The sequence below is a fragment of the Glycocaulis albus genome (assembly GCF_014639075.1).
Classification (GTDB): Bacteria; Pseudomonadota; Alphaproteobacteria; order Caulobacterales; family Maricaulaceae; genus Glycocaulis; species Glycocaulis albus.
This window is the reverse complement of record NZ_BMFS01000011.1, coordinates 1-13,382: the sequence shown is the minus strand read 5'-3', so window position 1 is coordinate 13,382 and position 13,382 is coordinate 1. Positions and strand designations below refer to the sequence as shown.

Genomic DNA, 13,382 nt, shown 5'->3' with positions numbered 1-13,382 from the left:
GGATGCCTACCCCTGGCTCAACCCGTTGCGCCCTGTCTTTTTCCAGTCGTCAAGAAATGCCTTCAAACCGCTATCGGTCAGCGGATGAGCAATCAATGAATCGAATATCCCCGGCGGCAGCGTGGCCGCATCGCAGCCAATCCGGGCCGCCATCTCGACATGTGTAACAGACCGCAGGGAGGCTGCAAGAATTCCCGTTTCGAAACCGTACCGGTCATAGACCTCGCGAATGGCCTCCAGAAGCCCCGGGCCGTCCCCGCCCATATCGTCGATCCTGCCGACGAAGGGCGATACGAAAGTGGCGCCGGCCTTGGCCGCGAGCAGGGCCTGATTGAGTGAGAAGCACAGCGTCACATTCGTGGGTATGCCTTCATCGGCAAAGGTCCGGCAGGCTTTCAGCCCATCGGTTGTCAGCGGCAATTTCACCACGACATTGTCCGCGATGGCGCGCAGCCGGCGGCCCTCCTCAAGCATCCCGTCAAGATCGGTGGCGACCACTTCGGCCGATACCGGACCGGTCACCACGGCGCAAATCTCTGCAATGCGCTCGAAAATGTCGGCGCCGGATTTCGCGATCAGCGAGGGATTGGTCGTGATGCCGTCCACCAGCCCGCTGCCCGTGCGGTCGGTGATTTGCGAAATGTCTGCGGTATCGAGGAAAAGCTGCATGAGTTCGGTGCCGGAAAGCTAGGAGTTGTCAGGAAGAAGGAAGACGCGTATCCGCCGGATCAGGATTTCCCGGTTCTCCCCTTGCGGGTCCGGCCAGATGCCTACGGCCTCGTTAAATTCCTGACCGTCATAGACCGGCGCATCCCATTCAAAGGAAATGGTCGAGTATTGCGGAGATACCGGCAGTTCGCGCCATCCGCTATCGCCGTATCCGGTCGTGAAATACCCGATCCGGACCGTGTCCGGGCCGCCAGAGCCCGCAGCGCGCACTTCAAATTCGACCCTTACGCGCCGTCCCGAAATGCGGGTTTCGAACTCGTCGGGTACAAAGGCGGCCACGCCAGCAGACATGTTGCCGGCCATCTCGAAGCTTGCCACCGACGAGGCGCGCGCGACCGGACCATCGCCATGACCCGGATCGAAGCGGACATTGGTGCCTGGACCGTTCACGAGATCAGCCAGCGCTGCGCCCTGAAATACCAGCTCGCGTTCGGTTATCACCGCGCTGGCATTGCGCGGCTGCATCAGCAGGGCAATGGCAACCAGCAAGGCCGCAAGGGCGGCGGCTGACGGATAGAACACCCCGTCTGGAATGTTGATCCGGCCAAGTGTGGCGAGCCTGGACATCATATTGCCGGAACTGCCTCCCGGGCAGGGCTGGGTGTCAATGTTGCGGGGTCAGCTGGCGTCCTTTTGGCATGGCCGGTCCGCCTTGTCACCGCCCTGAGGGGATCACGATTTCCCGCAATGTGCGCACCAGGATCACGGTATCGCGCCAGAGAGACCAGTTGCGGGCATACCAGTCGTCGAGGCGCGCGCGTTCGGCGAAGCTTGTGGCATTGCGCCCATTGACCTGCCAGAGCCCGGTGATGCCAGGGCGCATGCGCACATAGGCGCTCAAGGACGGGCCGTAATCGGCCTGCTGGTCCAGCGTCATCGGGCGCGGTCCGACGAGGCTCATATCACCCTTCAGCACGTTGATGAGCTGTGGCAGCTCGTCCAGGCTGAACTTGCGCAGCCAGTGTCCCACCCGCGTGATGCGCGGATCATCGTCGAGCTTCTTGAACGTCTCCCATTGCGCGGCGCGCTCAGGGTCCTGCGCCAGAACGCTGGCGAGCTTGTCCTCGGCGTCCACCCACATGGTGCGGAATTTCAAACAGCCAAAGGTGCGCCCGTCCTTGCCGACCCGCGGCTGCACAAACAGGGCCGGACCGCCATCGCGGCGTATGGCCCACGCAAAGGCAAGCATGAACGGAGCCAGCAGCAATAGTGCCGCGGCACTGGCGGCAAGGTCGAAGAGGCGTTTGGCGCGCTGGGCCAGCGGGCGGTCGAGGCTGTCGCCGATACGGAAGACGAACCCGTCCGCCGGAGGATAGTCGATCAGGTCGATATTCTGCGTGGGGATGCGGCCAATCGCGGGCTGATAGTAGAAGCATTCGCCGCGCGCGCTGAGAAGGCTCGCAATGCGGTTCGCAACGCCCTGGGCCGCCTCGTCCGGCGCCAGGAAAACCGGCATGCCGTCCAGCGTGTCCAGCCAGCGCGCAAGCGCGCCATCATCGAGGCCGCTGAGGGTTTCAAGGGGTATCACGGTGGCGGCGCAAAGCCCGTGATCGGCATTGCGTTTCAGGATGTTGAGCTGTTCGGCGCGCTGTGCGGCCGCGGTCAGCAGGGTCACGGGCTGTTCCCACTCGCCGGATGCTTCAAGGGCAGCGCGGGTAGCAAAGCGCAAGGCCATAATCGCGACGGGAAGCGCGCCCCACAATGTGAGAGTTGCCGTTCTCAGGCCCGGTTCGCCGCTCATCATGTGGATCGTCCCGGCGCCGAGAAGGGCGAGCGCGGATGCGGCAAGGACCGGGCGGATCTGGTTGGCGAGGCCCTGCCGGGCCCGGTAATGACCACGCGAGCGCAACCAGAGCATGACCGCGCCAAACAGGCCGAAGCTGGCCCCGGCATGGCGCAGCATCTGCAAATCGTCTTGCTGGGGAGAGGCCAGCGGCATGGTGATGCACAGGCATAGGGTAAACGCCAGCAGGTCGCTGAAACCGAAGGCGCGCAGCACGTTGGTGCGGCGCAGGACGGGACGCAGAAGCTTGCCCGCGTGCACCTCGCCGGCTGCGTTCAAGGTGCCTTCTGATCCATATTGATACGCCATCACGGCCTCCCGGGCGGTCCGGCGCGTTCTGCACCGGATGAGAGAGGCGGAGACGCAAGAATCCTGCCGGTCAGGGATGAGGGCGGTTGCGGGCGACAAAGGCGGCCGCAATGGCCAGCGCCAGTGCACCGTGATGCCATTCCTGCCAGATGCCATAGCTGAGGACGACATTCACGGCCCAGACCGTGACGGCAAACACGATCATCATGATTACCGGCCGGGTCAGGGTGTCTTCAGACGGCAACGCGCGGGCGAGGGCGATGAGGGTCGCCGAGCACAGCGCTGCGCCCACCAGCCCGGTTTCCAGCCACAGGGTCAGGGAGGCGTTGTGGGCGTGCAGCGGCAAAAGGTCTATCTCATAGCCGCGCAGCTCCATCGAACCGTCGAGCACGCGCGCGGCGCCAATCCCGTGTCCTGCGAGCGGAGCCTCGCCGATCTTTTCCAGTGCGAAGCGCCAGATCTCCAGCCGCCACTCCCATGACATGGGCATGGCCGCGCTCGTCTCCGGGCTGATGAGGGCAAGCAGCGCGAGGAATACAAGCGGACCGGCAAGGATGAAAACAGCCAGTCCGGTCAGGAGGAGTCTGAGCGTTCCGGCAGGCCAGCGCCATGCCAGGGCGGCGGCGGCAAGAGCCGTGCCCAGCGCGATTGCGTTTGCCTGCGCACCGAAATCGAGCGCGATGGCAATGGTGATGAGGCCGGCACCGACAGCAAGGCTGCGGGCGCCGCGGCTCGGCTGCATCCAGAGCAGGATGATGGCGACACCGGCTAGCATGATGGCCGGTGTCGCGCCGCGGCTGAGGACGGTATTGACGCGTATGGCCAGATCGGTGCGGCCGTCGTCATATCCTTCGACGGCCAGCTTGTAGCTGCGCGACATGTCGCCGCCCGTCAGTGCCTCGACGGCCATCACACACAGGATGAAGGCTAAAGCTGCGATAAAGGCGGCGCGCGCAAGCTTCTGGCCTGAGCCTGACAACCGGGCTGCGGCAACCGGCACCATGATGAAAAGCGGCGTCAGAAGTGCCAGCTTCAGCACTTCCTCCGGATCCCGGTTGGGAGACCATGCATAACTCACGGTGAACCAGGCGAGCGTTATGCCTGCCAGTATGGTCGTAAGCGCCGGCGCGCGCAGATGCGCCGCCAGTGTTCGCGCAGGAAGGGCAAACAGGGCGAACAGGCCCGCAGCCGCGGCCAGTCCCAGCCCGCCAGCCGGGACGAAGAGGGCCGTCAGCAGCATCGCGCCAAGCCACGCCCACAAGGCGCGGCCTTCCTCGCTCAAAACGGCGCGCATGTCCGGGCGCATCAGCCTGCCCCTCCCAATGCGTCCGGGTGGGGCAGCACATTCCATGTCTGGAGCTGCCAGCCCGAGGGGCTGGCGATGGCGATACTCCAGTGTCCGGTGCGCATCTTGGATTCTTCAGGCCGCTGCGGGTCACCGCCCAGCAAGGCATGAAAATAGCGCAGAATACCGTTCGACGAGATCAGCAGAACCGTGTCTGCGGGCTTTGCGGCGGCGTTGATGTCCTGAAGGATCGCCGAAGCGTTGGCCGCGATAGTCTCCGGCGAGGGCGACCAGCCAGCGCCCGGTGGAACGATGGAGCGTTCGCGCCAGTCCTCGATGGCCTTCTCGCCCCATTCGGCGGTGATCTCCGCATCGCTGCGCCCGCCCCAGCTGCCATAGTCGATCTCGCGCAGCCGGGTGTCGATCTCGATCCCGCCATCAAAGCCACACTCGGCTGCCGCGAGCTGCGCGCCGGTGGCTGTACGCTGCAAGGGGCCGGCGATGATGCGTGCCGGGGTGATGCCAGCCTCTTTCAGGGCCAGGCCGAACTGGATGGACTGCACCCGTCCCTTGTCTGTCAGGGGAAGGTCCTCGCGCGCGCCGACCCAGACCGGCGTATCGCCGGGGCCGAAAGTATTGCCGTGGCGGGCGAGGATCAGGCGCATCAGACAATCTCGCCTTCGCGTTCGATAATCCCGGCGGCGATCTCGGCATCACGCGGGCTGTCGACAGACCAGGGCGTACGCCCGCGATAATCGGTCAGCACGATGCGGATCGGGATACCGTTTTCCAGCGCGCGCAACTGTTCCAGGCTTTCGGCTTTCTCCAGCGGCGTGGGCTCCAGCGCAACCAGCCGGGCAAGGGTATCGAAGCGGTAGGCATAAAGCCCGATATGTTTGTAGACGGGCGTGCCCGCGCTCTTTTCGCGCTGGAAGGGGATGACCGCCTTGGAGAAATACAGCGCGTTCATCTTGCGGTCGAAGACGACCGTGGTGCCGCCCACCTCGCCCTTCGCCTTGGCCCCGGCCATTTTGGCGTAGGCGTCATCTGACAACGCCACGGCGGGCGTGGCCATGGCAAGCTCCCGGTTTGCCGCCATTTGAGCGGCTACAGCCTCGATCACCCAGGGCGGCGTCAGGGGCGCATCACCTTGCAGATTGATGATGACATCGTCCGGGGTGGCAAAGCCGTTCACGGCCTCATAGGCACGCTCGGTGCCGTTGCGGCAGGTTTCCGGCGTCATCACGGCCTCACCGCCGGCTGCGGTTACCGCGTCCAGTATGCGCGTGTCATCGGTCGCGACGATAACGCGGTCCACGCTATCTGCCGCCAGCGCCAGACGGCGCACCCGCTCCACCATCGCGACGCCTGCGATGGGGTGCAGGGGCTTGCCGGGAAAGCGCGTCGAGCCAAAGCGGGCCGGTATGACGGCGATCACGCTCATGCGGCTGCGGACGCCTGTGGCTTGCGCCCGATGTAAAGAACATCGCCGCGATAGAGCCCCCAGCGCGGTTCCTCCTCCGGCGGCAGACGCCACACCTCGACATCCAGCCCGCTGGCATCGGCAAAGCGCTGCGCGAAATCACGCCCGTAATAGCGCACATGGCCGGTATCGTCGTAATGGGCAAAGCGCTCGGCTTCGCTGATATCGGCTCCGGCCTCGAATGTCTCTTCACGCGCCCAGTTCTGCGGCACGGTGATGATCGCCATGCCGCCCGGTGCCAGGCAACGGCCGATGCCGGCCATCGCCTTGCGGTCGTCGGGCACATGCTCGAGCACATGGTTGGCGACCACCATGTCCACCGAGCCGTCCGGCAGGGTGATATCGGCAATATCCATGGTCAGATCGGCCTTGCCGGGCACGATATCGGCGGCCTTGTAGCCGACATGGCCAGACAGCATGCGCTTGACGTGCTTTTCCGGCGCGAAATGCAGGATGGTGCCCAGCTGGCTCAGATCAATCTTTTCGCGTTCGAGAAACAGATGGATCAGCCGGTGGCGTTCCCGCGAGGAGCAGTTCGGGCACCGCCCGTCCCAGCGCGGGGGTGTACCCAGCGCGAGGAACACGCCTTCATACCCGCAGATAGGGCATTCGCGTTTCATCTTGGGGACGGAAAACTGGCGGGGGTCCTGCAGCCGGGATTGCAGGCGCTTCAACCAGATGCGCATGGGAAAGCCTTTCATAAGCCCGACAAACGCATAGCCGGGGAAAGCGGCGTCGGGCAAGTTAAACCACGCTTTTTTGCCCCGCTGCCAGCAGCGGGTTTGCTCCTGCCCAGCCTATGCGATAGAAGGCGCGCTCCCCGCTCTGGCGGGCAGATATGTTTGCAGGAGGTTCCCCATGGCCGGGCATTCCAAATGGGCCAATATCCAGCACCGCAAGGGCCGTCAGGACAAGGCGCGCGCCAAGCTGTTTTCCAAGCTGTCCAAGGAAATCACAATCGCGTCGAAAATGGGTGGCCCGGACCCGGACATGAACCCGCGCCTGCGCCTGGCCGTCGCCAACGCCAAGGGCCAGTCCATGCCCAAGGACAATATCGAGCGGGCGATCAAGAAGGGTCAGGGCGGGGATGTCGAGGAGTATTTCGAGATCCGCTATGAGGGCTTTGGCCCGGCTGGTGTCGGCCTGATCGTCGAAGCCTCCACTGACAACAAGAACCGCGCCGCATCCGACGTGCGTTCCGCTTTCTCCAAGAATGGCGGCAATATGGGCGAGACCGGCTCGGTCTCTTTCATGTTCGATCAGGTGGGCGAGATACGCTTTCCGTTGTCCATTGGCGATGAGGAAGCCGTGCTTGAAGCTGCCATCGAGGCCGGGGCCGAGGATGTGACGCAGGAAGAGGGCAATGAGGACGAAGAGGGCGAACACGTCATCTATTGCGCCCGCGAGGATCTGGCCGAAGTAAGCGAGGCGTTGCAGACGCGCTTTGGCGAGGCGAAGTCAGCCAATATCATCTGGCGGCCGCAAAACCTGATCGAGGTTGATGGCGACAAGGCCGCGACGCTGATGAAGCTGATGGAAGCGCTGGAAGACCTGGACGATGTGTCGAATGTCTATGCCAATTTCGACATTTCCGACGATGAGATGAGCAAGCTCGCATCGTGACCGTGCGCCCGAGGAAGGTCTTCATTCCATGCTGATTGCCGTTGATGGACCTCTGGCCTCGGGCAAGGGCACGATTGCGCGGGCGCTGTCGGCGCGCTTCGGCCTTCCCCATCTCGATACCGGCACGCTGTATCGTGCAGTTGCTGTCGCCGTGCTGGAAGCCGGGGATGATCCGGCCGATGCCGGGGCCGCCGAAGCGGCGGCGCGCTCGCTCGATCCGGCGCACATTGACGAGACCAGGATCCGCACTGCCGGGGCGGGCGCAGCCGCCTCCATCGTATCGGCACATCCCGGCGTCCGCGCTGCCCTCAAGGCGGTGCAGCAGGATTTTGCACGCACGCCGGGCGGCGCGGTGCTGGACGGGCGCGATATCGGCACCGTCATAGCCCCCCACGCCGATGTGAAACTGTTCGTGACAGCAAGCGCGGAGGTGCGTGCCTCGCGGCGCTGGAGCGAGCTGGTCAGCCGGGGCGAGACGGTCACGCTGGAGCAGATCATGAGCCAGCTGGCCGAACGCGATGGCCGCGACGCGTCCCGCCCCGACGCGCCGCTGATGAAGGCCGAGGACGCTGTCGAGCTCGATACGACCGATATGGACGAGGGCGAGGCGATCCGGGCGGCTATCGCCATCGTGGAAGGCGCGCGCTAGTCAATTCCGGTTGGCAGAGCGCTTGCGCCGTTATAGCCAATTGCCATGAGCCAGGCGCCCCCACCCCTGTTTACTTCCCCCCTGGCATTAGGCGTGTCCGGTGCGCATGGCACCTTGCTGATGCCCGCGCGCGCGACACGCCTGCTCGTGGAGAAGGCATTCGAGGGCGGGGTGCGTGTTTTCGATACCGCCCCTGCCTACGGTGCGGGCAAAGCCGAAAAGCGGCTGGGCCGCGCGCTGGCTTGCCTGCCGCGCAGCGACGTCTTCGTGACCACCAAGGCAGGCGTCTCCAGTACCGGTCTTGCGCGGCGCATCCGTGATTTTTCACCTGATGGTATTGAGCGCTCGCTACGCGGCAGCCTCGCCCGGCTTGGTGTGGAGGGCGTGGACGGGCTAATCCTGCATGGCCCGGCACCTTCCGAGCTGACCCCGGCCCTGCTTGCGCGTCTGTCAGATATGAGAGCAGCCGGAGCCTTCCTTCATCTCGGCGTGGCAGGGCGTGGCGCAGAGCTGGATGCGGCGCTGGAAACCTGCGCGTTCGCAATCCTGATGGCGCCCGTCCATCCCTTTGTCGGTGATGCGGCGCAAGCGCGCCTGCGCGCGGCCCGTGCCAGCGGTATGGCCGTGATGGGGATCGAGGCGGCCGGCAATGGTCCGCCGCCGCTTCGAATGCCGCGCAAACCATCCGATCTCTATACGCTTGCCCGTCGACTGAGGGCGGGTGCGGCGGACAGTCCGCGCGTGGCCATGCCCGGTGCGCTGGCTGACCCTGTCCTTGACGGGCTGGCTGACTGCGTGGTGATGACCACCACCCGCTCAGAGCACATGGCCGCCAATATCGCGGCCATGACAGCCCTGGGCGCGGGTGGCTGAATCGACTTTTCATGCGAGACTGGCTATGGCCGGTGGACGGATGAGTCTTTCCAACTGACAGGGTGCCGATGCACGCAGAGTTGCTGACCAAGCTGAAGGCACTGGGCGAACCGACCCGGCTGCGAATCGTCACCCTGCTGCTGCGCGGGGAGCTGACGGTCAGCGAAATCATGCAGGTGCTGGGGCAGAGCCAGCCGCGTGTCAGCCGCCATCTCAAACTGCTGGCCGATGCAGGGCTTTGCGAGCGCTACCCGGAAGGGGGATGGGTGTTTTACCGGCTGGCGCGATCACGCGTCGGCGAACGCCTGGCCGCCCTGCTCAAAGAGATGGAGCGCAGCGATGATGCGGAAGTTGCGCGGGATCTGGCGCGCCTGAACGAGGTGCGCCGTCTGCGCGCCGAGACGGCGCAGAAATATTTCGAGGTGGCCGCGGAGCAATGGGCGCGCATAAGGGGCCTGCACTTCTCCGAAGAGGCTGTCGAGGCGGCCATGCTGAAGGCTGCCGGTGACCGGAAATTCCGCCTGCATCTGGATGTGGGCACCGGAACAGGCCGCATGCTGGAAATTTTCGCCGACCGGGCGGAAGACGGCATCGGCGTGGATCTCAGCCGCGAAATGCTCACCGTGGCCCGCTCCAAGATGAGCGAGGCCGGACTTGCCAACCGGCTGGTGCGTCAGGCCGATGCCACCGCCCTGCCGCTAGAGACCGGGGCGGCAGACCTCATCACGGTCCACCAGGTCCTGCACTATATTGCGCAGCCGCAAAGGGCGCTGACTGAGTGGGCGCGGGTGCTCGCGCCGGGCGGGCTATTGTTGCTGGCGGACTTTCAGACGCACGACTTTGAAGATTTCCGCGCGGAATACCATCATGAACATCTCGGCTTCGAGCCGGAGACGCTGCGCGGCTGGCTGGAAGGCGCCGGTCTCAGAGCCGTGAGCATTGAGCCGCTTGAGGCAGGCAGGGGCAATGGCGGGCTGACCGTGCTGATTTGCGCCGCGATCAAGGAGTGAGAGATAGCTGATGGATAACGAATCGCCGCTTCAGCCGCATGTGAAACGCCTTGCCGGACGGACGCTCGGCGAGCTGGTACGCGAGGGCGGCAAGGAGCGCGACGCACTGCAATGGCGGGCCGGGCCGGTGGTACTGGACGCCCGCCATCAGCGTCTTGATGCGCCGGCGCTGGACGCGCTGTTCGCGCTGGCCGAAGCGGCCGGGTTCGACAAGGCTCGCAAGGCTCTGCTGGCTGGTGACATCGTCAACCCGACCGAAGCGCGTCCTGCCCTGCATGCGGCGCTGCGTGATGCCTCGGCACTGAAGGATCGTAAGCTTGCCCGGCGCATCGAGGATGCGCGCGCGCGCACGGCGGCGTTTGCCCGTGCCTGTCAGGGCGAAGGCGCTCCGGGCGGCAAGCCGGTCACGCGCCTCATCAATATCGGCATTGGCGGGTCTGATCTGGGGCCGCGCCTGGTCTATTCTGCGCTGAAGGCCTTCCGCCGCGAGGGCGTGGAGCTGCGCTTCGTGTCGAATCTGGACCCGGCTGACCTGGAGGACGCGATCGAGGGTGCGGACCCGGAAACGACGCTGGTCTGTGTGACCTCCAAATCCTTCACCACGTCCGAAACGCTGATGAATGCCCGCGCAGCCAAGGCCTGGCTGGCGGCAAGCCTGGGGGAGGACGGCGCCAATGCGCGCATGGCCGCTGCCACTGCTGCGCCGGACAAGGCGGAAAGCTTTGGCATAGCGCCGGCGCGCATCTTCCCGTTCGAGGAAGGGGTTGGCGGCCGCTATTCCTTCTGGTCAGCGGCCGGGCTGTGCCTCGAGATCGCGCTGGGGCCGGAAGTTTTTGCCCGCATTCTCGAGGGCGCGCGCCAGATCGATGCGCATTTTGCCAGCGCCCCGGCACACGAGAATCTGCCGCTCGCCAAGGCGCTGATTGATGTATGGAATCGCGCCGGGCGGGGCCTGCTGGCACGGTGCGTGGCTGCCTATTCCACCCGGCTGGAGCTATTGCCCGCCTATCTGCAACAGCTGGAGATGGAGAGCCTTGGCAAGCCGGTACGCCTTGATGGCTCCGCTCTCCCCGCGCATTCCGGCGGCCAGCTGGTCTGGGGCGGCAAGGGCTCGGACATCCAGCACTCCTTCTTCCAGTGGCTCCATCAGGGCGTGGACGAGGTGCCGGTCGATTTCATTGCCATAAAAGCGCTCTATGCCAGCGGCGATGACCGTGCGAAGGCGCTTGGCGCCAATCTGGTTGCGCAGACGGCCGCATTGCTCGACGGCCATGAGGGTGAGGGCGAGCTCGCCGCCCACAAGACGCTGCCCGGCGGGCGCGCCAGCTCGGTCATCACACTTGAGCGTCTGGACCCTGAAGGGCTGGGCGCGCTGATTGCCGTTCACGAGCACAAGGTGTTCTGCGAAGGGCTGGTCTATGGGCTCAACCCGTTCGACCAGTGGGGGGTCGAGCTCGGCAAGCTGCTGACCAATGACCTCCTGAAGGGCAATCACAGCCGGTTTGACCCTGCCAGTCTTGACCTTGCCCGCGCATTCAGGCTTTGACCCCGCCATATCCGTGAACCCCGCCAGAGGCCCGTTCCATGACCGCTCCCGATCTTGACCGTATCCGTCCGATGGCCAACGCGGTCCGGGCCCTCGCCATGGACGCCGTCGAGAAGGCCAAATCCGGCCATCCGGGCATGCCGATGGGCATGGCCGATGCTGCGGCGGTGCTCTGGGCCAAGCACATGAAGTTCGATCCGGCTGATCCGCAATGGCCGGACCGGGATCGTTTCGTGCTGTCGGCCGGTCATGGCTCCATGCTCATCTATTCGATCCTCCACCTGATCGGTGTGGAGGGCGTGACGATGGACGAGCTGAAGAATTTCCGCCAGCTGGGCTCGAAAACCCCTGGCCACCCCGAGTTTGGCCACACGCCTGGCGTCGAGACGACGACCGGCCCGCTGGGGCAGGGCATCTCTACCGCCGTCGGCATGGCGCTGGCCGAGCGCATCCTCAATGCGCATTTTGGTGATGCACTGGTCGATCACCATACCTGGGTGATCGCCTCTGACGGCGACCTGCAGGAGGGTATCAGCCAGGAGGCGATCTCGCTCGCCGGCCATCTCAAACTCAACCGCCTCATCGTGCTGTGGGATGACAATTCCATCTCCATTGATGGCTCGACCGAGCTGTCGGACACGGTGGACCACAAGAGGCGGTTCGAGGCGGCCGGCTGGGAGACGCTCAGCGTTGACGGCCATGATGCGGCCGCTGTCGATGCGGCGCTGACACGGGCAAAGGCCAGTGACCGGCCGGTCCTGATCGCCTGCCGCACCACGATCGGTTTCGGTGCGCCGAAAAAGGCCGGTACTGCCGGTTCCCACGGTTCGCCGCTGGGGGCTGAGGAGATCGAGGGCGCAAGGAAGGCGCTTGGCTGGGAGCACGGCCCGTTCGAAGTGCCGGACGATATCTATGCCGACTGGCAGGAGATGGCGGAGCGCAGCGCGGCCGCCCGCAAGGCGTGGAATGAACGGCTCGCGGCATCAAGCGTGCGTGAAGCCTTCATGGCGCGCATGGCTGGCGGTGTGCCGAAGGCTGCGCAGGACGCACTGAACGCGCACATTGCCAAAGTCGTCGAGGACAAGCCCAAGCTCGCCACGCGCGCCGCTTCGGGCAAGGTGCTCGAAGCGATTGCAGCGGACTATCCGGCCCTTATTGGCGGCTCGGCAGACCTTACCGGCTCGAACCTTACCAAAGCGAGCTTGCAGGCCATCATCAGGTCTGACGATTTCTCCGGCGGCTATATCCATTACGGCGTGCGCGAGCATGGCATGGCCGCGGCCATGAACGGGATGAGCCTGCATGGCGGTGTCACGCCCTATGGCGGCACCTTCCTGATCTTTTCTGATTATTGCCGCCCGGCCATCCGCCTGTCTGCACTGATGAACCAGAGGGTTATCTATGTGCTGACCCATGATTCCATCGGGCTGGGCGAAGACGGGCCGACCCACCAGCCGGTGGAACATCTCTCCGCTTTGCGTGCCATTCCGGGCGCCGAGACCTGGCGGCCCTGCGACGCGCTGGAGACAGCCGAAAGCTGGGCCTGCGCGCTGGAGCGCAATGATGGCCCGGCCATTCTTGCCCTGTCGCGTCAGGGCGTGCCGCATTTGCGCGAGGATGATGGCTCGCAAAACCTCTCCGCGCGCGGCGCCTATGTGCTGCGCGAGGCCGAAGGCGGTGCGCCGCAGATCGTGCTGATCGCCACGGGTACCGAGGTGGAACTCGCCGTGAAGGCGCGTGACATGCTGAAAGAAAAGGGCGTTGCCGCGCGTGTGGTTTCCATGCCGTGCGTCGAGCGTTTCCTGAAGCAGGATGCGGTCTATCGCAGCTCGGTCCTGTCCGAAGGCGTCCCTTGCGTCGCTGTGGAAGCGGCGATCCGCTGGGGCTGGGATGCGATTATCGGGCGCGATGGCGGCTTTGTCGGCATGACGGGCTTTGGCGCCTCGGCGCCCGCCGAAGACCTCTATGAGCATTTCGGCATCACGGCTGAGCGTGTGGTCGAGGAAGCGCTGAAGCGGGTTTAGGGCTAGGGCGTGGACTCATAAGCTCTGACCCAGAGTCTTGCTGATGCGAGTGCGATGGCGGCCAGGAA

At 64.9% G+C, this 13,382-nt stretch carries 13 protein-coding genes; 6 read left to right on the top strand and 7 right to left on the bottom strand.

Features of this window, described 5'->3' with window-relative positions; genetic code table 11:
- Positions 1 to 6: 6 nt before the first annotated feature.
- The 7 genes from fsa to IEV75_RS11255 all read right to left on the bottom strand — a co-directional run bounded on the left by fsa (position 7) and on the right by IEV75_RS11255 (position 6,275).
- Entirely contained in the window at positions 7 to 669 is a 663-nt protein-coding gene (gene fsa / locus IEV75_RS11285) for a fructose-6-phosphate aldolase (RefSeq protein ID WP_188452682.1), read from the bottom strand.
- Positions 670 to 687: 18 nt separating this feature from the next.
- Entirely contained in the window at positions 688 to 1,299 is a 612-nt protein-coding gene (locus tag IEV75_RS11280) for a hypothetical protein (RefSeq protein ID WP_188452681.1), read from the bottom strand.
- Between the two features lie 85 nt (positions 1,300 to 1,384).
- The gene (locus IEV75_RS11275; RefSeq protein WP_188452680.1) at positions 1,385 to 2,821 is read right to left on the bottom strand and encodes an exopolysaccharide biosynthesis polyprenyl glycosylphosphotransferase; all 1,437 of its coding nucleotides are present in this window, start codon (positions 2,819 to 2,821) and stop codon (positions 1,385 to 1,387) included.
- A 70-nt stretch (positions 2,822 to 2,891) separates the two neighbouring features.
- On the bottom strand, positions 2,892 to 4,127 hold the full coding sequence (locus IEV75_RS11270; protein WP_188452679.1) for an O-antigen ligase family protein: 1,236 nt from the start codon (positions 4,125 to 4,127) through the stop codon (positions 2,892 to 2,894).
- Complete coding sequence (locus IEV75_RS11265; RefSeq protein WP_188452678.1) at positions 4,127 to 4,771, bottom strand: histidine phosphatase family protein; 645 nt, start codon at positions 4,769 to 4,771, stop codon at positions 4,127 to 4,129. The genes IEV75_RS11270 and IEV75_RS11265 overlap by 1 nt, the downstream gene beginning before the upstream one ends.
- A complete protein-coding gene (gene kdsB, locus IEV75_RS11260) occupies positions 4,771 to 5,550 on the bottom strand; it encodes a 3-deoxy-manno-octulosonate cytidylyltransferase (protein ID WP_188452677.1) in 780 nt (259 codons plus the stop codon). The genes IEV75_RS11265 and kdsB overlap by 1 nt, the downstream gene beginning before the upstream one ends.
- Positions 5,547 to 6,275 carry a class I SAM-dependent methyltransferase gene (locus tag IEV75_RS11255; RefSeq protein ID WP_188452676.1) on the bottom strand — a complete coding sequence of 243 codons (729 nt, stop codon included), beginning with the start codon at positions 6,273 to 6,275 and terminating at the stop codon, positions 5,547 to 5,549. The genes kdsB and IEV75_RS11255 overlap by 4 nt, the downstream gene beginning before the upstream one ends.
- A gap of 172 nt (positions 6,276 to 6,447) precedes the next feature.
- On the opposite strand from IEV75_RS11255, the gene IEV75_RS11250 reads away from it, so the two are divergent.
- From IEV75_RS11250 to tkt, 6 genes are all read left to right on the top strand, one after another.
- Positions 6,448 to 7,212, top strand: a complete 765-nt coding sequence (locus tag IEV75_RS11250) for a YebC/PmpR family DNA-binding transcriptional regulator (RefSeq protein WP_188452675.1) — start codon at positions 6,448 to 6,450, stop codon at positions 7,210 to 7,212.
- Between the two features lie 28 nt (positions 7,213 to 7,240).
- Positions 7,241 to 7,861, top strand: a complete 621-nt coding sequence (gene cmk / locus IEV75_RS11245) for a (d)CMP kinase (RefSeq protein ID WP_188452674.1) — start codon at positions 7,241 to 7,243, stop codon at positions 7,859 to 7,861.
- A gap of 93 nt (positions 7,862 to 7,954) precedes the next feature.
- Positions 7,955 to 8,734 (top strand): aldo/keto reductase, encoded by a 780-nt coding sequence (locus IEV75_RS11240; RefSeq protein ID WP_188452673.1) that lies wholly within the window; start codon positions 7,955 to 7,957, stop codon positions 8,732 to 8,734.
- 68 nt (positions 8,735 to 8,802) lie between these two features.
- The gene (locus IEV75_RS11235; protein ID WP_188452672.1) at positions 8,803 to 9,744 is read left to right on the top strand and encodes an ArsR/SmtB family transcription factor; all 942 of its coding nucleotides are present in this window, start codon (positions 8,803 to 8,805) and stop codon (positions 9,742 to 9,744) included.
- 10 nt (positions 9,745 to 9,754) lie between these two features.
- Positions 9,755 to 11,290 carry a glucose-6-phosphate isomerase gene (pgi, locus tag IEV75_RS11230; RefSeq protein ID WP_188452671.1) on the top strand — a complete coding sequence of 512 codons (1,536 nt, stop codon included), beginning with the start codon at positions 9,755 to 9,757 and terminating at the stop codon, positions 11,288 to 11,290.
- 38 nt (positions 11,291 to 11,328) lie between these two features.
- A complete protein-coding gene (gene tkt / locus IEV75_RS11225) occupies positions 11,329 to 13,314 on the top strand; it encodes a transketolase (protein WP_188452670.1) in 1,986 nt (661 codons plus the stop codon).
- Positions 13,315 to 13,382: the final 68 nt, after the last annotated feature.

Excerpts from the sequence above, each read along its gene's own strand:
- IEV75_RS11280 (WP_188452681.1), bottom strand. The coding sequence starts at position 1,299 with ATGATGTCCAGGCTCGCCACACTTGGCCGGATCAACATTCCAGACGGG.
- tkt (WP_188452670.1), top strand. The coding sequence starts at position 11,329 with ATGACCGCTCCCGATCTTGACCGTATCCGTCCGATGGCCAACGCGGTC.
- pgi (WP_188452671.1), top strand. The coding sequence starts at position 9,755 with ATGGATAACGAATCGCCGCTTCAGCCGCATGTGAAACGCCTTGCCGGA.
- IEV75_RS11250 (WP_188452675.1), top strand. The coding sequence starts at position 6,448 with ATGGCCGGGCATTCCAAATGGGCCAATATCCAGCACCGCAAGGGCCGT.
- IEV75_RS11265 (WP_188452678.1), bottom strand. The coding sequence starts at position 4,771 with ATGCGCCTGATCCTCGCCCGCCACGGCAATACTTTCGGCCCCGGCGAT.
- IEV75_RS11235 (WP_188452672.1), top strand. The coding sequence starts at position 8,803 with ATGCACGCAGAGTTGCTGACCAAGCTGAAGGCACTGGGCGAACCGACC.
- fsa (WP_188452682.1), bottom strand. The coding sequence starts at position 669 with ATGCAGCTTTTCCTCGATACCGCAGACATTTCGCAAATCACCGACCGC.
- IEV75_RS11270 (WP_188452679.1), bottom strand. The coding sequence starts at position 4,127 with ATGCGCCCGGACATGCGCGCCGTTTTGAGCGAGGAAGGCCGCGCCTTG.
- IEV75_RS11255 (WP_188452676.1), bottom strand. The coding sequence starts at position 6,275 with ATGCGCATCTGGTTGAAGCGCCTGCAATCCCGGCTGCAGGACCCCCGC.
- cmk (WP_188452674.1), top strand. The coding sequence starts at position 7,241 with ATGCTGATTGCCGTTGATGGACCTCTGGCCTCGGGCAAGGGCACGATT.
- kdsB (WP_188452677.1), bottom strand. The coding sequence starts at position 5,550 with ATGAGCGTGATCGCCGTCATACCGGCCCGCTTTGGCTCGACGCGCTTT.
- IEV75_RS11275 (WP_188452680.1), bottom strand. The coding sequence starts at position 2,821 with ATGGCGTATCAATATGGATCAGAAGGCACCTTGAACGCAGCCGGCGAG.